We start from the raw sequence: 20,865 nt of genomic DNA on the forward strand, positions 1-20,865 counted from the left end.
CTTATAGCTCCTTCCCAGGCTCTCCCGCCGGATATGGTGTTTTTTCTAATTGATCACCAATCCATGAGTCACCATCTTCCCAAAACTCCTTTTTCCAAATCGGAACAATTTGTTTTATGCGTTCCATAATATATTCGTTCGCTTCATAAGCCGCTTTACGGTGTGGTGTTGAAACAGCAACAACAACCGCTATATCAGAAATTTGCAACGTACCGATGCGATGTGTAATCGCAACATATGTACCCGGCCATTTCTCTTTCACTTCCAGGCCGATTTTCTCTAGCATCTTTTCTGCCATCGTTTTATAAGCGACATATTCTAAGTATAATGTACGACGCCCTTTCGTAAACTCTCTAACCGTTCCAATAAATGTTGTAACAGCACCGCATTCACGTCGAATTACTTTCTTCGTTACCTCTTCAATCGAGATTTCTGTATCAATTACTTCATAATATGTATTTGTCATTTCGCACTCCTAACCGTTTGTAAAAACCAGTCTATGTACAACTCTTCTTCTGTTATATGAAATACTTTATATTCTTCTCGTATATTTACTGGGACATCATACCACGTAATAACCGCCACTATATTTTCTACTTTATGTAAAAGCTCAGCATCTTCCGCAGAACGAAGTAACACTACTTTCGGGTAGTTCTCTTTTTTATAGCCCTCTATTAAAATTGTATCCACTTTAAAAAACTCATATAAGCGAATAATTTCTTGCAAGGACCATTTCTTTCTTAGTGAAGAAAGTGAAAGTAATCCAGCACCTTCTACACTACTTACGACAGCACCAGCTTTACGGTGTCTTTCGCTATCTTTTTGCGCTACTTCTGGAAAACCTCCGTGCCCGTGATGTTTAATTGTAGCAACTTTCATTTCGCTTTCGGCTAATGCATGCACAATTTTCTCTACAAGTGTCGTTTTTCCGCTATTTTGATACCCTACTATTTGTAAGATTGAAGGGGCTTCGCCCATGGCCACTCACATCCCTCAGAGTGCTCTAACAATAATACGGATACTTTCATTCCGGTCTCAAATCCTCTCGTTCCTCCGGGTAACACGATAAAAGCATTCGCATCTGCAAGTGAAGATACCGCACTCGATTTATCTAAACCAACCGGCATCGCTTGTAACGCCCCATCCACAATTGTTACGTTCGCTCTTACGAAACGAGTAAATGGATTTGGCTTCGGAAAATCTTTTTGTAAAATAGCATCCGCTCTATATACGTGAGGTTCCTTCGCATACAAATACGTTTTTATAATTGGATGCACAAATAATTCAAAGCCTACATAACAAGCAGACGGATTTCCTGATAAACCAAAGAGTAACTTTCCATCAACTTCAGCTACTGTCGTTACACTTCCGGGCCTCATGGCTATCTTATTAAAGAGTACATTTGCCTGTAATCTTTCATAAATAGCTGGTAAGTAGTCATAATCTCCTACTGATACACCGCCTGTTGTAATTAAAATGTCGACCTCATCGATCGCTGATTGAACAGCTGTAAAACATGCATCTAACTCATCCGCGAGTTGACCATAATAACGAACTTTCCCGCCAGCTTTCATAATTTGAGCTGCGATCATATACGAGTTACTATTTCTAATTTTCCCCGGTTCTAACGGCTCATGTACTTCTAATAATTCACTTCCTGTCGTTACAATACCGACAACAGGCTGTTTTACAACTTTCACCGTGCTATATCCAAACGTTGCTAGTAAGGCCGCAACACCTGGATTAATTGCAACACCTTTCTTAACGAGAACTTGATTTTGTTTTATATCTTCTCCTTTAAACGACACATTGTCACCGTTATTAAAAGGGCGTTTTAACTTCATATATGTTTTCCCGTTCTTCTCAAACCCTTCTGTCAGCTCTAGCATTACGACTGCATTGCAATCTTCTGGAATAGCTGCTCCTGTCATAATGCGAATTGCTTCAAAAGCTCCTACTTCCTCTAAAAAAACGGAACCCGCCCCGATTTCTCCTATTACTTCAAATTCAACTGGATTCTCTTGAGTTGCTTCTTTCGTATCTTCTGCTCGAATGGCGAAACCATCGTAAGGGGAACGATCAAAATGAGGAACGTCATGATCTGAGACAACATCTTCCCCGAGAATTCTCCCGTAACTTTCCGTAATAGAAATTTCTTCTACTTCACCATGCTTCGCATATTTCATTACCCGTTCTACTGCCTTAGCAACTTGAATTGGAATTCGTTTTTCTACCATCGTTTCTCACCTCATATTTGCAATTTTTTTTATCTCGATTAAACTTTATATATTCAATAGAAATTACTTCAAGGAGGAATTCCATGTCTTCATTTACACATTTCAATGACCAAGGACGCGCAAAAATGGTTGATATAAGCGACAAAAAAGCAACCGTTCGAACAGCAATTGCGTGCTCTAGCATTGTCGTTACGAAAGAAATTTACGATAAAATCTCTCACAATGAAATTGGGAAAGGTGACGTATTAGCAGTTGCGCAAATCGCAGGCATTATGGCCGCGAAACGTACTTCTGATATTATCCCAATGTGCCATCCTTTATTATTAAAAGGTGTTGACGTTTCTTTCGATTGGAAACAATCAGAAGAACAATATCGTTTACTCATTGAAGTAAAAGTTAAAACAGAAGGTAGCACCGGTGTTGAAATGGAAGCTTTAACAGCTGCTTCCGCTACCGCTCTTACTGTGTATGATATGTGTAAAGCTGTCGATAAAGGTATGATTATCGGCGAAACGTACTTACTTGAAAAAACAGGTGGAAAAAGTGGAGATTATACGAGAAATTCATAATCCTCTCTCCGTTGAGCCTAAAGGGTTTCCTTTAGGTTCAACCTATATATCTTGCATATAAACTTTTCGCTACATTCATATCATTCGTCCCATGAATGAACGCCCTGCCATCTGTAAATAAAACAAAACGATATTCTTCTACCGGAAATGATAATAAATAAGGTGTCGCCTTTATCTCTACGCTTCTTTGTAAGCGTTTTTTAATTTCTTCTAAATTTAAATTCTTCCGCACACCCGGGCGAATTTGTACTGTATTCCGCCCACATAACACTTCTGTTTTCGTTTGTCCTTCAAATGTTAAACTCGGATATGTACGTAACCTTCCGCAAGATAAACAAGTATCTTTTTTCTGCCTATTCACTTTAAATGCCATCTGTTGATTATTCCAAAGATCAAACGATAACATCGTTTCACGAAGCGCACCAAAGTCTTCTACTAATATTTTCAGCGCTTCCGTAATTTGATGCGCAACTACTAATTGTACTGCCGGTTGTATAATACCAGCTGTGTCACATGTTGCACCGCTCGCTGGATGCTCCATTAAACAGCGAAAACACGGTGTTTTCCCTGGTAAAATTGTATACGTTACTCCGTAGCTTCCGACACACCCACCATATATCCACGGAATATTATACTTTTGTGAAATATCATTAATAAGAAGACGCGTTTCAAAATTATCTGTCGCATCTAATATTAAATCTACATCATTCACTAATTCTTCCATTTCTTGCACCGTTACATCCGTCACAACAGGAGTTATTTCCACCTCAGAATTAATCGCTCTTAAATGCTCTGCTGCCGCTACCGCCTTCGGTTTATACTGCTTTGCATCTTCTTCTGTATATAGTTGTTGTCTTTGTAAATTACTCCATTCTACATAATCACGGTCAGCAATCGTTACTTTTCCAACACCTGCTCTAACAATCGCTTCTGCATTTGCCGCACCGAGAGCACCAGCACCAATAATAAGCACATGCTTCTCTCTTATTTTTCTCTGTCCTTCTTCTCCAACACCAGAAAATAATATTTGTCTTGAATATCGCTCCTGCATGCGATAGCCCCCTTTCTTATCCTCCTATATAAGACATTTCGATTTTCGGACGATTTTTTGCACTTTCTTCTGTTCGTTCATCCGAATACCTATCTTTTCTATTCATCCATACATCTTGTATAACACTTAATAACTCCTCATCCGAAAGATTTCCTCTAAGAAGTTCTCTTACATCCAAACCCTCTGTCGCAAATAAGCACGTATAAAACTTTCCATCTGCCGAAATTCTCGCCCTCGTACAAGAGACACAAAATGACTCAGAAACAGATGTAATAAAACCAACTTCAACATTTGTTCCAACGTACCAATATCGCTTCGCAACTTCACCAAAGTAATGCGCTTCGGCTGGCTCAAGTGGATACATCTTATGAATCATCTCAATCAATTCTCGTTTTGTAACGACTTGATCAAAATTCCACCCATTTGTACTACCAACATCCATAAACTCAATAAACCGAAGCGTGATTCCTTGCTCTTTAAAATACGCAGCCATCGGAAGTACTTGATGATCGTTCATCCCTTTTTTTACAACCATATTTACCTTTACTTCCAGCCCCGCCTCTTTAGCTGCTATAATTCCCTTAATTACCGGTTTTGTATTAATATTTCGACCATTAATATTCTTAAATATGTCGTCATCTATTGCATCTAAACTAACATTCACTCTATGTAATCCAGCTTCTTTTAATGCCTTCGCTTGTTTCGTTAAATGTACAGCATTTGTCGTTAACCCTATATCTATTAGCCCATCAATTTTCACAAGACGTGCAATAAGTTTTGTTAAATCTTTACGAAGTAGTGGCTCACCGCCAGTAATTCTAATTTTTCGTACACCGATGTTAACAAATAATTTTGCCAAACGCTCAATTTCATCAAAGGTTAGTAAAAACTCATCTTTCAAAAAAGCATAATCTGGCCCAAATATTTCCGCTGGCATACAATATGTACATCTAAAATTGCAACGATCAATGACAGATATACGTAAATCTTGAAGTGGGCGTCCAAAAAAATCTTTAACCATCTCCTGCATCGCCACCCTCCCTTTCTGCCAAATTTCTTTCTTTTCATTCTATTATAATATATTTTCGAACTGCGATGTTTTTGCTCAAGAGAATAAAGTGAAACTTTAAATAATTAGAGGGGAGCCACTCCCCTGGTTAACGAGGTTTACTTACAAATACAAAGATAAAAAAACCTTGAAACATAAAAGTTTCAAGGTTTTCTGCTTATTAACTTAATCTAATAATAGTTAGGGTAGCCCCTGGCGTTGCTGTAGATAATGTAGCTACTGCAACTACTCCAAATAACTGTAAGCTAACAGCAGCTCCAGCAGGCAAGTTAGCGATTATTGTTGCACTAAATGAACCAGTAGCCACTGTCGGGGCATTTATCGTTCCCGCAAGCGGACTGCCATTTACAGTTATACGAGAACTTACAAGTAAACCTGCCGTTAAATTAATTGTATAGGCTATATAATAGTTTCCTGCATTCGCAACTGTAAATACAGTATTTCCACCACTAACGGTTATTCCTGGGCCAATATTTTGATTGTTCGGTAACGGTACGTTCGTACCCCCTAATAAAACGGAAATAGCGGTTCCTGATGTATTATTCGCAAACGCATACGTTGCAGTTGTACTAACTCCAGTCGCCCCGGTCGCTCCAGTGGCTCCAGCTCCGGTTGGACCTGTATCTCCAGTTGGACCTTGTGAACCGGTTGCTCCTGTAGCTCCCGTTGGACCTTGAATTCCTTGCGAGCCTTGAATTCCTTGTGGACCTGTCGCTCCGGTTGCTCCTGTAACTCCCGTTGGACCTTGAATTCCTTGCGGGCCTTGAATTCCTTGTGGACCTTGAATCCCTTGTGGACCTGTCGCTCCGGTTGCTCCTGTAGCTCCCGTTGGACCTTGAATTCCTTGCGGGCCTTGAATTCCTTGTGGACCTTGTGGGCCGGTCGGACCTATCTCTCCTTGCGGACCTTGGATTCCCTGTGGGCCTTGTGCTCCGGTTGCCCCCGTCGTTCCTTGGATTCCTTGAGGACCTTGTGGACCTTGAATTCCTTGTGGGCCGGTTGGACCTATGTCGCCTTGTGGGCCTTGAATTCCTTGGGGACCTTGTGCTCCAGTTGCCCCCGTTACTCCTTGTATTCCTTGTGGACCTTGAATACCCTGTGGACCGGTTGGACCTATCTCTCCTTGAACACCTTGGATTCCTTGTGGACCCTGTAAACCCGTCACTCCGGTTGCTCCCGTTGCTCCTGTTGCTCCTGTCACTCCAGTTGAGCCTGTCGCCCCGGTATCTCCTGTTACTCCTGTCGCACCTGTTGCTCCTGTCGGGCCAGGTGGTCCACCTGATGGACCTGTCACTCCTGCCGGACCTGATGGCCCCGTTGGGCCGGTCGGTCCTGCTGGGCCTCCTGACGGGCCTGTCACCCCTGTTGGACCGGTTACTCCTGTTGGACCGGTTGATCCTTCTCCCGTCGCTCCGGTTGATCCCGTTTCTCCTGTTGCTCCCGTCGGACCTTGCACTCCTTGAATTCCTTGTGGTCCCTGCACTCCTTGTGCTCCTGTTGCTCCTTGAATCCCTTGTATACCTTGCACTCCTTGTGCGCCCATCGGACCTGTTGGACCAATCGCCCCTTGTATACCTTGCACTCCTTGGGGCCCCTCTGGACCTGTTGCTCCTATTTCCCCTTGTATCCCTTGAATTCCAGTTGCTCCTTGTGCTCCTGTTGCTCCCGTTATCCCTTGCACACCTTGTATTCCCTGTATTCCTTGTGGACCTTGTGGGCCGGTTGCTCCTTGCACTCCTTGAATGCCTTGTATCCCTTGAGGACCCTCAGGACCCGTTGCTCCAACTGGCCCTGGCACACCTTGTATTCCTTGCGGGCCCTGAAGTCCCTCTGGGCCTTCTGGACCTGTTGGACCTATCTCTCCTTGTATCCCTTGGATTCCAGTTGGACCTTGTGGCCCAGTCGGACCTATGTCACCTTGCGGACCTTGGATTCCCTGTGGGCCTTGTGCTCCTGTTCCCCCTGTCGCTCCTTGGATTCCTTGAGAACCTTGTGGGCCTTGAATTCCTTGTGGGCCTGTTGGACCTATGTCGCCTTGTGGGCCTTGAATCCCTTGCGGACCTTGATCTCCAGTGGCCCCCGTTACTCCTTGAATTCCTTGGGGACCTTGAACACCTTGGGGACCCGTCGGACCTATCTCTCCCTGCACACCTTGGATTCCTTGCGGACCTTGTAAACCCGTCACTCCGGTTGCTCCCGTTTCTCCTGTCGCTCCTGTCACTCCAGTTGAGCCCGTCGCCCCGGTATCCCCTGTTACTCCTGTCGCCCCAGTTGCTCCTGTCGGGCCAGGTGGTCCACCAGATGGACCAGTCACTCCCGCCGGACCTGATGGCCCCGTTGGGCCGGTCGGTCCTGCTGGTCCTCCAGATGGTCCTGTTACCCCTGTCGGACCAGTTACTCCTGTTGGGCCTGTAGTGCCTTCTCCTGTCGCCCCAGTTGCTCCCGTATCTCCTGTTGCACCCGTCGGACCTTGAATTCCTTGTATTCCTTGAGCACCTTGCACTCCTTGTGCACCTGTTGGGCCTTGAATCCCTTGTATTCCTTGCACTCCTTGTGCGCCCATTGGACCTGTTGGACCAATCGCCCCTTGAGCACCTTGCACTCCTTGGGGACCCTCTGGACCCGTTGCTCCTATTTCTCCTTGTATACCTTGAATTCCAGTTGCTCCTTGTACTCCTGTTGCTCCCGTTATCCCTTGCACACCTTGAATTCCCTGAATTCCTTGGGGACCTTGTGAGCCTGTTGCTCCTACCGGTCCTTGAATTCCTTGTATCCCCTGTGGCCCCTCTGGACCCGTTACTCCAGCTGGCCCCGGTACTCCTTGTATTCCTTGCGGGCCCTGAAGTCCCTCTGGGCCTTCTGGACCTGTTGGTCCTATATCGCCCATTGGACCTTGTATCCCTTGAACTCCTTGTGGTCCTGTTGCTCCTGATGGCCCTGGTACTCCTTGTATTCCTTGTGGACCTTGATCTCCTGTTGCTCCTGTGGCCCCTTGAGGACCTATAGCCCCCTGTATCCCTTGCGGACCTTGATCTCCTGTTGCTCCCGTTATCCCTTGAATACCTTGAACTCCTTGAATTCCTTGTTCACCAGTTACTCCCGTCGGACCAGGAATACCTTGAATCCCCTGCGGTCCTTCTGAACCTGTTGGGCCAATTGGCCCTTGAATTCCTTGTATTCCTTGCAAGCCCTGTGCTCCCGTACTTCCAGTCGGACCTGTAGTTCCCGTTGCTCCTGTTACCCCTGTACTTCCTGTAGCCCCAGTACTCCCCGTTGCTCCAGTCGCACCTGTACTTCCACTCGGTCCGCCACCCGGACCTGTCGCACCAGTTGGCCCTGTCGGACCAGGAGGTCCTCCAGATGGTCCAGTTATTCCAGTCGGTCCTGTTATTCCTTGACCAGTTGCTCCAGTCGCTCCGGTTGCACCTGTATTTCCACTCGGTCCTTGTGTTCCTTGTATCCCTTGTGCTCCTTGTATTCCTTGTGGACCAGTTGCACCCGGTAACCCTTGGACGCCTTGAATTCCTTGAGGTCCCTCAGGTCCCGTCGCTCCAATTGGCCCCTGTAATCCCTGTATCCCCTGTATACCTTGTGCCCCAGTCGCTCCCGTTGGACCAATCGGACCTTGTAACCCTTGCACACCTTGAGGTCCTGTCGCTCCAGTTTCTCCTTGTGGTCCTCTCAATCCTTGTGGCCCCTGCTGTCCTTCTGGTCCAGTTGCACCTATTGGCCCAACTGATCCTTGTATCCCTTGCACACCTTGAGGTCCTGTCGGGCCCATCTCCCCCATCGGACCTTGTAATCCTCTTGGTCCTTGAGGTCCTGTTGGGCCTTGTGGACCAGTTGGACCAGTAATCCCTATACCTGTAAATCCAGTTGGAACAGGGGGGAAAGTAGGCCCAATAAGTTCGGGTGGAATTCTAAAATTAGAGCTTAACGAATTTTGCTTCCGATTATTATCACGATTCTTCACACTTTCACCACCTACAAACCGTCTTTTTCATAATAAATAAGCCTCTTCTTAATCTATTTACAAAAATAATTTCCAAGACTATTTTTATTTTAAATAATAAAAACTCCCTTAATGCCTTAAGGGAGTCCTGCAATTGAATCCATATTATCTGTATTAGGGACAGCTTGTGCTATACCCGATGCATTTACACTTTGCCCCATATTTGTTCCTGTTACAGTACCAGCAGGAGTGCCTCTTGTATATGTTGTTGTGACAGAATCTCCTGGTTGTAAACAAAGCTTTGTCTCCGTCCCTATTACTGTAACAACATCAATCCAAGTGCATCCCATCGAACCACTATATGATTTCGAAGCAGTAAATGAAGTATCACTCAAATTATCACCGGTAAATATATTTCCAGTATTATTAACAATAACAAATTCTTTTATATGCGCAGGCATAATTACACTCTACCTTTCCTTTATGAACCTAACGTACGTGTACTTGTTGCCAAAGGCGGAAGAAATACCGATGTTCTAATCACCGCTTCTGGCTGCCTTTTTCCATTTAAAAAAATAGCCGCACTCGATCCTCCAGCACCTGCATATACTTTTGCCACAGCTAAAGGCGAGATATCATAACAGTCACCGACATTAACAGCGCCTGTATTATTAATAATTTTCACTTTACGCAAATTAATTCCCATTTCCCCCTCCTCCTTTTTTATACTGTATGCAAAAGAAAAAAACTTGAAACAGACTCGTTTCAAGTTTTTAACTATTAACTATTTCGTTTCACCTTCATATTGAAGCATACCGCCAACCATGTTCACTGTTTTAAACCCTTGCTCATTTAAATAATGACATACATTTTCACTGCGCATTCCTGAACGACAAATAAAGATATATTCATTCTCTTTATTAAAGAAATCTACTTTATGTGGGATATCGCCCATTTTAATATGTACAGCTTCTGGAATCTTTCCTGCCGCTACTTCTTCATCTTCTCTTACGTCTACTAGAAATAACGTTTCTCCATTTTCTAAACGCTCTTGTACCTCTTCTGTAGTAATTGTTTTAACTTCTGTCATATGTAGTTCCTCCTTATATACAATAAAACCTTTAGTTTCTTTTTCACAAACATTCTCTACCAATTTTAGCACGCAAAAGAAAGAACGCAAAGAATCGAAAAACTATTTCTCAATTTTCTCGCAAAACTTATTCTTTACAAACATAACTCTTGCATTGTATCCTCAATATACTTGTCTTATGAAAGGAGCCAATGAAAATGACACTTTCCCTTTTCATAATGGGCATCATTTTCTTAATCGCTGCAATTATTACTCTTAGTATGAAAAATACTAAAAAAATAAAATCACCCCAAGAAATGTCATTCTTATTTCTATTGCTTAGTATCGCATTCTTCGGTATAGCAATTGCCACATATATTTTCCGTCTACAAATCATGTGAAAAAAGGTGCCTACTACAAACATTGCACCTTTTCCCCATCATTTGTCTTCTAAACAAAACTAGATACTTTCCGATTTAAAAATTCATAAACTTTCTTTTCAAATAAATGAATATCAAATGCTCCCGCCATATGCCCATTTATACTTTCTATCTCATACACTTCCGCATACTTCCCTTGTTTTTGCAAAATATCTACCATTTTATAGTTGTAACGAGACGGCTGAAGCAAATCTTGTTTACATGGAATCATAAGTACATTCGCTTCTATGTTAGAAAGAGATTCTTCTAGTGAAGAAAACCCATGTGCAATATCATGCAATAAAACTGCCTTTGCAGTATACATCCATGAATTTGCATCTACTAACTCTATACTTGTATATGTCGCTTTATTTATTTCTTTTTCAAATGATGTTAGTGTAGAAAACTTTTCATAAGGTTCTACCTCTATACTGTTACGAGGAAATGCCATTTCATAAAAATACTCATCAAACGCGTTCATAAACATCATTCTATTTGCTAAATGAAGCCCCTTTATCGGCTGCTCTTCTCCATATTTTCCATCTTTCCAACTTGGATCCAGTTGAATTGCTTCAATCGCATTTTGCGCTACATTTACTGACGTAATAATTGGATTTTGTGGGTTCGTAATAACGCCAATCATCCGCTCTACCATATGTGGATAGTGAACCGCCCATTGTTGTGCAATCATTCCCCCTGCCGACGGTCCAATTACAGCGTGTAACCTTGAAATTCCCATACCTTTTATTAACTCATATTGCATACGAGCTACATCAAGAAATGTAAAAACCGGAAAATCCATAGCATATTCTTCTCCAGTTTCTGGATTAATCGATTTCGGTCCTGTTGTAATCACATATGGATTTCTCACCTGCACATTACAAAGATTATCTGTACATATAACAAAATACTTATTTGTATCAATTGCTTTTCCAGCTCCAATGAGCCCATCCCACCAACCAGACTCCTCATCATGCACTGTATATTTTCCTGCCGCATGACTTGTTGCACTAAAATAATGACAAACCAAAATCACATTTGACCTTTCTCTATTTAAAGTGCCATATGTCTCGTATCCCATTTGAACAGGAATTTCCCTGCCATTTTCAAACGTAAACTCTTTTAAAACAAACTTCTCCTTTTTTACAATTTGCACAGACTCTTCCTCTCCCCGTTATAGTATGAACTGCTTACTAAAGATTTTTTTCTATGCAAACTAATCTCCTTCTTCTTTTCATAAATAAATGAATAATATACAAAATTAGCCACAAAATAGCACTATATTACAAGATTAAAGAGGGCATACACATGATTTGGAATTGGCTACGTAAGAAAAAAAAATCAAATAAACTAGAAGCAAACAAAACAGATAATCAGGAGCAGCATTCTAACAATGCAGAGGATGATAACAAAGAACAGACTAGAAGTATGAAACATAATAAAGGTAAAAATAACGAGCAAAAAGATTCTTCTCAGGATAAGCAACAAAGTGCTAAACAAGAGGATTCCTCTCAGGATAAGCAACAAAGCGCTAAACAGGAGGATTCCTCTCAAGATAAGCAACAAAGTGCTAAACAAGAGGATTCCTCTCAGGATAAGCAGCAAAGTTCTAAACAAGAGGACTCTTCTCAGGATAAGCAGCAAAGTTCTAAACAGGAGGATTCCTCTCAGGATAAGCAGCAAAGTGCTAAACAAGAGGACTCTTCTCAGGATAAGCAACAAAACTCTAAACAGGAGGATTCCTCTCAAGATAAACAACAAGGTGCTAAACAAGAGGATTCCTCTCAGGATAAGCAGCAAAGTGCTAAACAAGAGGACTCTTCTCAGGATAAGCAACAAAACTCTAAACAGGAGGATTCCTCTCAAGATAAACAACAAAGTGCTAAACAAGAGGACTCTTCTCAGGATAAGCAACAAAACTCTAAACAGGAGGATTCCTCTCAAGATAAGCAACAAAGTACTAAACAAGAGGATTCCTCTCAAGATAAACAACAAGGTGCTAAACAAGGTGATTCGTCTCAAGATAAACAACAAAACGCTAAGCAAGATGAACCTTCTCAAAGTAAGCAACAAAACTCTAAAGGTAATAGTATTTATGATTTTACGAAACCAGAAAAAGACCGTATCCATTCTTTACAAAATTTAATAGAGAAGCTGAAAAAATCTAGTGATTTTGTGAATTATCATACATCCGACGATGAAACGATGCCTTATTGGATTTCTTACTATCGTCCTTCGCTTGATGGAGAGAAATTACAAAAATATTTAATGCCTACTCTTTTGGAACGACCTAATGCTTCACTAGAAGAGCTGAAAGAACATATTCCAATGAGCGGCATTACAATTACGAACGACTTACAAAAAATTGAGGATATGGTTTTAAAGGGGCATGCGATTATTCAATTGAATCAGCAAGATCAAAAATGTATGCTTGCAAACATTGCAATTGATAATTATCGTGCACCAACCCCTCCTTTAAACGAATCAACTGTTATTGGTCCGCAAGAAGGTTTCGTAGAGGATATTGATACAAACATTAATTTAGTTCGAAAACGTCTTCCTGTTTTAGATTTACAAACAAAAGAAATGATTATTGGCGAGTTTTCAAAAACAAAAGTTGTCATGATGTATTTAGACAACCTTGCTGAAAAAGATAATGTAGATTTTCTAGAAGAGTCATTACGCGCTCTTGAATATGATCAAATTAATGATAGTGCTTATTTACAAGAATTAATGGGTGAAAAATCGATTTTCCCTCTCTATATCAATACAGAACGTACTGATAGAGTTACAAAAGCACTAATTGATGGAAAAATCGCTATTTTTGTTGATGGTTCTCCAAGTGTTTTACTAACACCCGTATCCTATTTTGATTTTTTCATTTCACCAGAAGACTATAACGTCTCCTGGATGTACGCTACATTTTCAAGGATTTTAAGATTAATTGCCGTTCTATTTTCAATTTGCGCTACACCGTTATACGTTGCAGTTTTAAATTATCATTATGAACTCATTCCAAGTGATTTACTTGAAACTTTAATTTTATCAAGAGCACAAGTACCATTCCCGCCTTTAATTGAAGCACTCTTTTTAGAACTTGCAATCGACTTACTGAGGGAAGCTGGCGCGAGGTTACCGATGAAAGTTGGTCAAACGCTCGGTATTGTAGGCGGTATCGTAATCGGGCAAGCATCGGTACAAGCTGGTTTAACGAGTAACATTTTATTAATTATCGTTGCCTTATCAGCACTCGCTTCCTTTATTACACCTATTTACAAAATGGGTAATGCGGTTCGATTACTACGCTTCCCATTTCTCATATTTGCAGAAATAGGAGGACTTTTCGGGATTTCTCTTGGATTTATCTTCTTATTTACGCATCTATTTAGACTTACTTCTTTACGCAAGCCATACGCTTTGTTCTACCCAACAAGACAACAATCTGTTAAAGATTCTTGGATTCGTTTCCCTTTAACAATGATTGATACAAGAGATGTACAAGCAAGACCACAACATGTAAAAAAAGCTGCGAAAGGAATTTCAACAAAACATAGATCGGATTTTGATGATTAAGAAACGAGGTGCATTGATGAGTAAAGTTCAAGAAAAATATCAAATATCTCCTATCTTTGTTTTCTTCTTAATTCACGGTGCACAGTTTGGTGCTGGAGTTCTCGGATTCGCTCGAATCATCGCAAAGGCCGCTGGATACGACGGATGGATGGGAGTTATAATCACAGGAATTTTCATCCATATTCTTATATGGATGATGTATGTCTTATTAAAAGAAACAAATGGGAATTTAGTTGATTTACATCGGCAAACATTTGGAAAATGGCTAGGAAATGGCATTAGCATCATCTTTATGGCTTATTTTTTAATCGTTAGTATTTCGGTCATCCGAACATATGTTGAAATTATTCAAGTATGGATGTTTCCTACCGCTTCCACCTTTATGTTAACACTCTTTTTATGCTTAGTTAGCTATTACATTATCTCTTCTGGATTTCGTGTAATTACCGGTATTTGCGTCATCTCTGTTGGTGGTACATTAGGATACTTATTTCTAAGCTTATTCGTTTTGAAATATTCACATTGGGATAATTTACTACCTATATTCACACATTCTTTTTCAGACATTTTAAAATCCGCTCAACTGTCAATCTACAGTATGACCGGTTTTGAAATTTACCTCATGGTGTATCCATTTGTGAAAAAGCCTATGCAATCTCATAAATACGCTCAGCTTGGAGCACTATTTTCAAATCTTCTATATCTATTTAGTACCCTTTTAGCCTTTGCATTTTTTAGTGAGAAGCAATTGTTAAAAACAATATGGGCACAACTTTCTATGACCCAAGTCATTCAATTACCATTTATAGAAAGACTCGAATATATTGCAATTTCAGGCTATGCACTCGTTATTATTTCAAGTTTTATCCTCCCTTTATGGGCGTCAATGAGAGGAACTCATGAAATATTTCGTGTAAAACAAAGGGGTGTTTTAATTGCTTTTATCTTTATCACTCTCATTGTTTCGCAACTTTTAACAAACAGACACGATATTAATAACTTTATTAGTAATGTATCAAAAGTTAGTTTTTGGCTCATTTATGTATACATCCCAATCCTATTTATTATTGTGTGGGTGAAAAGAAAATGGAAAAAATCAAAAGCACAAGCAAATTAATACTTATTTCTTGTATAACATTCTTCAGTCTAATTGGATGTTTACAAAAAAATATTATCGATGATGTACAACTTATTCAAGGAACAGTTTTTGATGTCGCAAAAGATAATAAAGTAAAAGTGACATTCGTTTGTCCCATTCAGAAAAAAGGAAATAAAGTTCAAGTTTTTGAAGGCAGTGCAAATGCGGTAAAACAAGTAAAAGCAGACACATCTTTAGAGTCTTCTCAACCATTTGCTAGCGGACAAATGCGTGTCGCTCTATATACAATAAGGCTTGCCAAAAAAGGAATGTCTACTTCATTCGATACATTACTTCGAGATGTGAATATAGGGAACGCTCTATATGCTGCTTTATTAGATGGGAATGGTACTGAACTTTTAAAAGGCAAATATTCGACTTCATACAACGTTGCCATTTATATAAAAAAATTGCTAGAACATAACATGGAGACCGGACCTTTACCAGCGGATAATCTACATATAGGAGCATTTCGCTATTACCAAGAAGGAAAAGACTACTATATTCCCATTCTAAAGAAGCATGGTGATAAAATAAAAATTACCGGAATTGGCCTTTTTAAAAAAGATAAATATATCGGTAAAATTGCGGAAAAAGATATGTTCATATTTAAAGGACTATTAGAGAAACATAAATTAGATTCACATGAATTTAAAACAGATTCTGCGTACGTCATGATTAATAATATTCGTTCTGTTCCAACTTACGATATAAAAATTAAAAACGGAAAGCCTTCTTTTTTCATTCATGTTCATCTTGATGCACGTATTCAAGAACTATCGAAAGCAATTAACTTGGAAAATAACAAGAACACAAAAAACATTGAAAAAAACGTCCAAAAACAATTGGACATACAGGCTTCCAAATTAATTAAGCAGTTTAAATCTTTAGGCGTCGATCCTCTCGGGCTAGGTGCAAAGTATAAGCAACATTATCGCCCATTCAAATTAGAAGAATGGAGACAAATGTATAAAGATGTTCCGGTTCATATAAAATACACCGTAAATATTACAAATTCTGGTGTAATTGAATGAGAAATGATTGAACTCCTCTCTCCAGCATGATACAACGGAGAGAGGAGTTTTTATTTTAGAGAGAGAGAAGATATTTATGGGGGAGCTTATGTCTAAAAAATTAGTAAAGCCTATTTTAAATGGTATTTTATTTCTCGGTGTCTTTTTATTTGCTCATACATACTTAAAAAATGTTTCCTTCACACGTTACTTACTTGTCGTTATACCAATGTTACTGGTCGGTATTTTTGGCATCGATCTTATTTCATCCCTTTTAATAAAAAAAGAAGAATAACGAGCGAACATCTTATTTCGATAAGATGTTCTTTTCATTTCACAATCACCTTATGTTACAATAAACTTCGGCATAACGTAAGAAAGGATGAAACAACATGACAAACGAAAAAGGTTTAGATAAAGGATACGAACTTGTTGCGAAAATGCATGAAGTATTCGGACATCCTGTGACAAATACTCCAACAAAATTAACAGAAGAGCGTGCAAAAATCCGTGCAAGTTTTATGCAGGAAGAGCTAGAAGAATTTCTAGAGGCAACGACTGTTGAAGATCAATACGATGCACTAATTGACCTTATTTACTTTGCATTCGGAACATTTGCCGAAATGGGCGTACGTCCAGATAAAGGATTCGAAATTGTAAATAATGCCAATATGGCAAAACTATTCCCTGATGGGAAGCCTCGATTCCGTGAAGGCGACGGTAAGATTCTAAAGCCAGAAGGCTGGCAAGCACCAGAGCCACAACTTCGTGCTGAAATTGAACGTCAGCGTCAAGAAGCTGAAAAAAACTGCTAGGATTTCCTAGCAGTTTTTTATTATGTCTTTTTTTCTGCAACTCATTAATGTCCCACGTGCCCCGCGTGTCCTGCTGCTCCACTAATACTAGCTGCTCCCGCTGCTGCCCCTGCTCCTCCTGTTCCCATTCCACCTGTCCAAGGAGAAGATTGTTGCTGTTGATACTGTTGGTATTGTTGGTGTTGTTGGTGTTGTTGGTGTTGTTGGTGTTGTTGGTGTTGTTGGCCTTGGTAACCTTGATGACCATGTTGACCTTGGTGACCGTGGTGGCCTTGATGGCCGTGGTGATGTACTTGTTGTTGATGATGTCCATGATGACCGTGGTGGTGATGGTGGCCATGATGACCATGTTGACCTTGGTGGCCATGGTGACCATGTTGATCTTGATGAATTTGATAAAGAACAGCCTGCGGATGTATATGATGGTGGCCGTGGTGATGTACTTGTTGTTGATGATGTCCATGATGACCGTGGTGACCTTGGTGGTGATGGTGGCCATGGTGTCCTTGGTGGTGATGGTGGCCATGATGGCCATGTTGACCTTGGTGGTGATGATGTCCATGATGGCCATGGTGACCTTGATGATGATGGCCATGGTGACCGTAAAAACCTTGTGGATAACCACCTACTCCGCCTGCCACAACACCTACTCCCGGTACCGGAAATCCTGTTTGTACTCCTCCAACGAAAGATGGGAATGTAGTTGGTACGCCTACTGGTACTCCTCCCGCTGCTCCGCCTACAAATGTTGGGATTCCTGTTTGCACTCCAGCTACTGATGATGGAAATCCTCCTGTTAATGTTGGAATTCCAGTTTGTGCTCCAGCTACTGATGTGGAAAATCCTCCAGGTGTTCCACCCATCCAGCTCGGAATTCCGCCATATCCTTGTTGTCCGCCTCCCATTAACATCATTTGTTCATAACTATCCGATCCACCTCCGAAAAAGCCATGTGGTGCATTATTGTCCATCCCTTTCATTCCTTTCACCTCTTCTACTCAATTTAGCCTACCTTTTTTATCATATTTCCTATAGAAAAATAGGTGTTTGTCTGTATTGGAATTCCGCTCTTTTATTTGTACGTATTGGAATAATTGAAAACTTAGACTAGGGTGATCCAGAGATTATTTTCTACACAAAAAAGCTCAGAGTATACATACTCTGAGCTTTTATTTAGAATAAATTAATTTGCAACAACATTAACAAGTTTTCCAGGAACAACAATTACTTTACGAACTGTTTTCCCTTCAATTTGGTCTTGAATTGCTTCAAGTGCAAGTTGTTCCATTTCTTCTTTTGATGCGTCTTTACTCATTGTTAGTTTTGCGCGAACTTTACCCATAACTTGAACAACAATTTCAACTTCATCTTCTACAAGTTTAGACTCATCAAATGTTGGCCAGCTTGCATATGTGATTGTTTCATTGTATCCAAGTTTGCTCCATAGCTCTTCCCCGATATGAGGTGCAACTGGTGCAATCATTTTTACGAAACCTTCTACATATTCTCTTGGAAGTGTTTCAGCTTTGTATGCATCGTTGATGAATACCATCATTTGAGAAATCGCTGTGTTGAAGCGAAGCTCTGCATAGTCTTCTGTTACTTTCTTCACTGTTTGATGGTAAGCTTTTTCAAGCTCTTTATTTGGTGCGTCAGTAATTTTCTCACTTAATTCACCGTTATCTTGAACGAATAGACGCCATACGCGGTCTAGGAAACGACGAGCTCCGTCAAGACCATTTTCAGACCAAGCAATTGAAGCATCTAATGGTCCCATGAACATTTCGTATAGACGAAGTGTATCTGCACCGTGGCTTGCTACGATATCATCAGGATTTACAACGTTACCTTTTGATTTACTCATTTTCTCGTTGTTTTCACCTAGAATCATACCTTGGTTGAATAATTGTTGGAATGGCTCTTTCGTTGGAACTACACCGATATCGTATAATACTTTATGCCAGAAACGAGCATATAGTAAGTGAAGTACGGCATGTTCTGCACCACCGATATAAATATCAACTGGAAGCCATTGTTTTACTTTTTCAGGATCTACAAGTGCTTCGCTATTGTTTGGATCGATGTAACGTAGGTAGTACCAGCAGCTACCAGCCCATTGCGGCATTGTGTTCGTTTCACGACGACCTTTTTTACCAGTCTCAGGATCAACAACATTTACCCACTCGTCAATGTTAGCAAGTGGTGATTCACCTGTACCTGAAGGACGGATGTTTTCTGTTTTCGGAAGAACTAATGGTAATTCCTCTTCTTTCACAGCTGTCATTGTACCATCTTCCCAGTGAATTACTGGAATTGGTTCACCCCAGTAACGTTGACGGCTGAATAACCAGTCACGTAGACGGTACGTTACTTTTTGATTTCCTGCGCTCGTTGCTTCAAGCCATTCAATCATTTTTGCGATTGCTTCTTCTTTATTTAATCCATCAAGGAATGCTGAGTTTACGTGTGCACCATCACCTGTGTACACTTCTTTCGTAATATCTCCGCCTTTTACAACTTCCTTCATTGGAAGATTAAATACTGCTGCGAATTCATAGTCACGCTCATCGTGAGCTGGAACTGCCATTACAGCACCTGTTCCGTAAGTTGCAAGAACATAGTCAGCGATCCAGATTGGTAATTTCTCACCGTTTACTGGGTTAACTGCGTAAGCACCAGTGAATACACCAGTTTTCTCTTTCGCAAGTTCTGTACGCTCTAGGTCACTCTTCATTTTTACAGCGTTAATGTAAGCTTCTACCGCTTCTTTTTGTTCTGCTGTTGTAATTTCTGCAACAAGTGCATGTTCTGGAGCTAGTACACAGTATGTTGCACCAAATAATGTATCAGGGCGCGTTGTGAAAACTGTGAATTTCTCGTCTGTACCATCGATGTTGAAGTGTACTTCTGCACCTTCAGAACGACCGATCCAGTTACGTTGCATATCTTTTAAGCTTTCAGGCCAATCAAGCTCATCTAGATCTTCTAATAGACGATCTCCGTAAGCTGTAATTTTTAACATCCACTGTCTCATCGGACGACGCTCAACTGGATGTCCACCGCGCTCACTCTTACCGTCAATGATTTCTTCGTTTGCAAGTACTGTACCAAGTGCTGGGCACCAGTTTACAGGTACTTCATCAACGTAAGCTAAGCCTTTTTCAAATAGTTTTAGGAAAATCCATTGTGTCCACTTATAGTAGTTTGGGTCTGTTGTATTTACTTCACGGTCCCAATCGTAAGAGAAACCTAATGATTTAATTTGATTACGGAATGTATTAATATTATGCTCTGTAAATTCAGCTGGGCTGTTTCCAGTATCAAGTGCATATTGCTCTGCTGGAAGACCAAATGCATCCCATCCCATTGGATGAAGAACGTTATATCCTTGCATACGCTTCATACGAGATAAAATATCTGTCGCTGTATAACCTTCTGGATGTCCTACGTGTAAGCCTGCACCTGATGGATATGGGAACATATCTAGTGCATAAAATTTTGGTTTTTCTGTCTCATCTGGCGTACGGAATGTTTTATTCTCTTCCCAGTATCCTTGCCACTTCTTCTCAATTTCTTGATGATTAAAGCTCATGAGATACCCTCCTTGAAATTCTATTTATTTTCACCGCCCAAAATACAAAAAACCTCTCATCCCTAGAAAGGGACGAGAGGTTATAGATTCCCGCGGTACCACCCTAAATTAATGTACAAATATACATTCGCTTAGATCCGTAACGTGGATTAACGGCAATTGCTACTATTAGTTTCACAACTGCAACTCAAAGGCGAGTTCATAACGAAACGTGGATTGACTTGCACCGACCGTCAACTCTCTAAACCAGCTTCTATTACTACTACTCCTTCTCACTGTTATTACACATATAAGTTAAGTGAACTATCCTTCACCTAGTATCTCTTAAGAGCTTACTTAAAGCGAGGACTTCTCGGTTAATCGTTACT

At 40.7% G+C, this 20,865-nt stretch carries 19 protein-coding genes and 1 other annotated feature; of the genes, 7 read left to right on the forward strand and 12 right to left on the reverse strand.

Annotation, left to right across the window (positions count from 1 at the left end; all coding sequences use genetic code 11):
• Position 1: 1 nt before the first annotated feature.
• The 3 genes from moaE to moeA are packed head-to-tail and all read right to left on the reverse strand — an operon-like array spanning position 2 to position 2,237.
• The gene (gene moaE / locus DN399_RS23170; RefSeq protein ID WP_000185943.1) at positions 2 to 466 is read right to left on the reverse strand and encodes a molybdopterin synthase catalytic subunit MoaE; all 465 of its coding nucleotides are present in this window, start codon (positions 464 to 466) and stop codon (positions 2 to 4) included.
• A complete protein-coding gene (gene mobB / locus DN399_RS23175) occupies positions 463 to 978 on the reverse strand; it encodes a molybdopterin-guanine dinucleotide biosynthesis protein B (protein ID WP_000503325.1) in 516 nt (171 codons plus the stop codon). The genes moaE and mobB overlap by 4 nt, the downstream gene beginning before the upstream one ends.
• Positions 948 to 2,237, reverse strand: a complete 1,290-nt coding sequence (moeA, locus tag DN399_RS23180; protein WP_000229713.1) for a molybdopterin molybdotransferase MoeA — start codon at positions 2,235 to 2,237, stop codon at positions 948 to 950. The genes mobB and moeA overlap by 31 nt, the downstream gene beginning before the upstream one ends.
• An 83-nt stretch (positions 2,238 to 2,320) precedes the next feature.
• On the opposite strand from moeA, the gene moaC reads away from it, so the two are divergent.
• Positions 2,321 to 2,806, forward strand: coding sequence for a cyclic pyranopterin monophosphate synthase MoaC (gene moaC / locus DN399_RS23185; RefSeq protein ID WP_000094146.1), 486 nt, complete (start codon positions 2,321 to 2,323; stop codon positions 2,804 to 2,806).
• Between the two features lie 37 nt (positions 2,807 to 2,843).
• Here the strand turns inward: moaC and DN399_RS23190 are convergent, their stop codons facing one another.
• The 6 genes from DN399_RS23190 to DN399_RS23220 form a co-directional block, all read right to left on the reverse strand.
• Entirely contained in the window at positions 2,844 to 3,857 is a 1,014-nt protein-coding gene (locus tag DN399_RS23190; protein ID WP_149149946.1) for a molybdopterin-synthase adenylyltransferase MoeB, read from the reverse strand.
• A 16-nt stretch (positions 3,858 to 3,873) separates the two neighbouring features.
• Positions 3,874 to 4,887, reverse strand: a complete 1,014-nt coding sequence (gene moaA / locus DN399_RS23195) for a GTP 3',8-cyclase MoaA (protein WP_149149947.1) — start codon at positions 4,885 to 4,887, stop codon at positions 3,874 to 3,876.
• Between the two features lie 199 nt (positions 4,888 to 5,086).
• Positions 5,087 to 8,899: a BclA-related collagen-like exosporium protein gene (locus tag DN399_RS23205; RefSeq protein ID WP_149149948.1), complete on the reverse strand. Its 3,813-nt coding sequence runs from the start codon at positions 8,897 to 8,899 to the stop codon at positions 5,087 to 5,089.
• 116 nt (positions 8,900 to 9,015) lie between these two features.
• A complete protein-coding gene (locus tag DN399_RS23210) occupies positions 9,016 to 9,339 on the reverse strand; it encodes a hypothetical protein (RefSeq protein WP_001110852.1) in 324 nt (107 codons plus the stop codon).
• A gap of 20 nt (positions 9,340 to 9,359) precedes the next feature.
• The gene (locus tag DN399_RS23215; protein ID WP_000512463.1) at positions 9,360 to 9,584 is read right to left on the reverse strand and encodes a spore germination protein; all 225 of its coding nucleotides are present in this window, start codon (positions 9,582 to 9,584) and stop codon (positions 9,360 to 9,362) included.
• A gap of 78 nt (positions 9,585 to 9,662) precedes the next feature.
• Positions 9,663 to 9,968 carry a rhodanese-like domain-containing protein gene (locus tag DN399_RS23220; protein WP_000141207.1) on the reverse strand — a complete coding sequence of 102 codons (306 nt, stop codon included), beginning with the start codon at positions 9,966 to 9,968 and terminating at the stop codon, positions 9,663 to 9,665.
• Between the two features lie 197 nt (positions 9,969 to 10,165).
• Between DN399_RS23220 and DN399_RS23225 the strand changes: the two genes are divergently transcribed.
• Positions 10,166 to 10,348 (forward strand): hypothetical protein, encoded by a 183-nt coding sequence (locus DN399_RS23225; protein ID WP_000175905.1) that lies wholly within the window; start codon positions 10,166 to 10,168, stop codon positions 10,346 to 10,348.
• 49 nt (positions 10,349 to 10,397) lie between these two features.
• Here the strand turns inward: DN399_RS23225 and DN399_RS23230 are convergent, their stop codons facing one another.
• On the reverse strand, positions 10,398 to 11,522 hold the full coding sequence (locus DN399_RS23230; protein ID WP_006924874.1) for a homoserine O-acetyltransferase family protein: 1,125 nt from the start codon (positions 11,520 to 11,522) through the stop codon (positions 10,398 to 10,400).
• Between the two features lie 152 nt (positions 11,523 to 11,674).
• Here DN399_RS23230 and DN399_RS23235 point away from each other — a divergent pair, with 152 nt between their 5' ends.
• From DN399_RS23235 to DN399_RS23255, 5 genes are all read left to right on the forward strand, one after another.
• The gene (locus DN399_RS23235; RefSeq protein WP_149149949.1) at positions 11,675 to 13,939 is read left to right on the forward strand and encodes a spore germination protein; all 2,265 of its coding nucleotides are present in this window, start codon (positions 11,675 to 11,677) and stop codon (positions 13,937 to 13,939) included.
• A gap of 16 nt (positions 13,940 to 13,955) precedes the next feature.
• Positions 13,956 to 15,056, forward strand: a complete 1,101-nt coding sequence (locus DN399_RS23240) for a spore germination protein (RefSeq protein ID WP_149149950.1) — start codon at positions 13,956 to 13,958, stop codon at positions 15,054 to 15,056.
• Positions 15,026 to 16,111, forward strand: coding sequence for a spore germination protein GerHC (gerHC, locus tag DN399_RS23245; protein ID WP_006924870.1), 1,086 nt, complete (start codon positions 15,026 to 15,028; stop codon positions 16,109 to 16,111). The genes DN399_RS23240 and gerHC overlap by 31 nt, the downstream gene beginning before the upstream one ends.
• An 88-nt stretch (positions 16,112 to 16,199) precedes the next feature.
• On the forward strand, positions 16,200 to 16,385 hold the full coding sequence (locus tag DN399_RS23250; RefSeq protein WP_000038781.1) for a hypothetical protein: 186 nt from the start codon (positions 16,200 to 16,202) through the stop codon (positions 16,383 to 16,385).
• A gap of 97 nt (positions 16,386 to 16,482) precedes the next feature.
• Positions 16,483 to 16,905: a pyrophosphohydrolase domain-containing protein gene (locus tag DN399_RS23255; RefSeq protein WP_000180554.1), complete on the forward strand. Its 423-nt coding sequence runs from the start codon at positions 16,483 to 16,485 to the stop codon at positions 16,903 to 16,905.
• 44 nt (positions 16,906 to 16,949) lie between these two features.
• Here the strand turns inward: DN399_RS23255 and DN399_RS23260 are convergent, their stop codons facing one another.
• Entirely contained in the window at positions 16,950 to 17,885 is a 936-nt protein-coding gene (locus tag DN399_RS23260; RefSeq protein WP_149149951.1) for a hypothetical protein, read from the reverse strand.
• Between the two features lie 203 nt (positions 17,886 to 18,088).
• Positions 18,089 to 20,497: a leucine--tRNA ligase gene (gene leuS / locus DN399_RS23265; protein WP_149149952.1), complete on the reverse strand. Its 2,409-nt coding sequence runs from the start codon at positions 20,495 to 20,497 to the stop codon at positions 18,089 to 18,091.
• Positions 20,498 to 20,562: 65 nt separating this feature from the next.
• Positions 20,563 to 20,782 (reverse strand) — a binding site (T-box leader).
• Positions 20,783 to 20,865 lie beyond the last annotated feature (83 nt).

Source organism: Bacillus sp. AR4-2 (assembly GCF_008274865.1).
GTDB lineage: Bacteria > Bacillota > Bacilli > Bacillales > Bacillaceae_G > Bacillus_A > Bacillus_A cereus.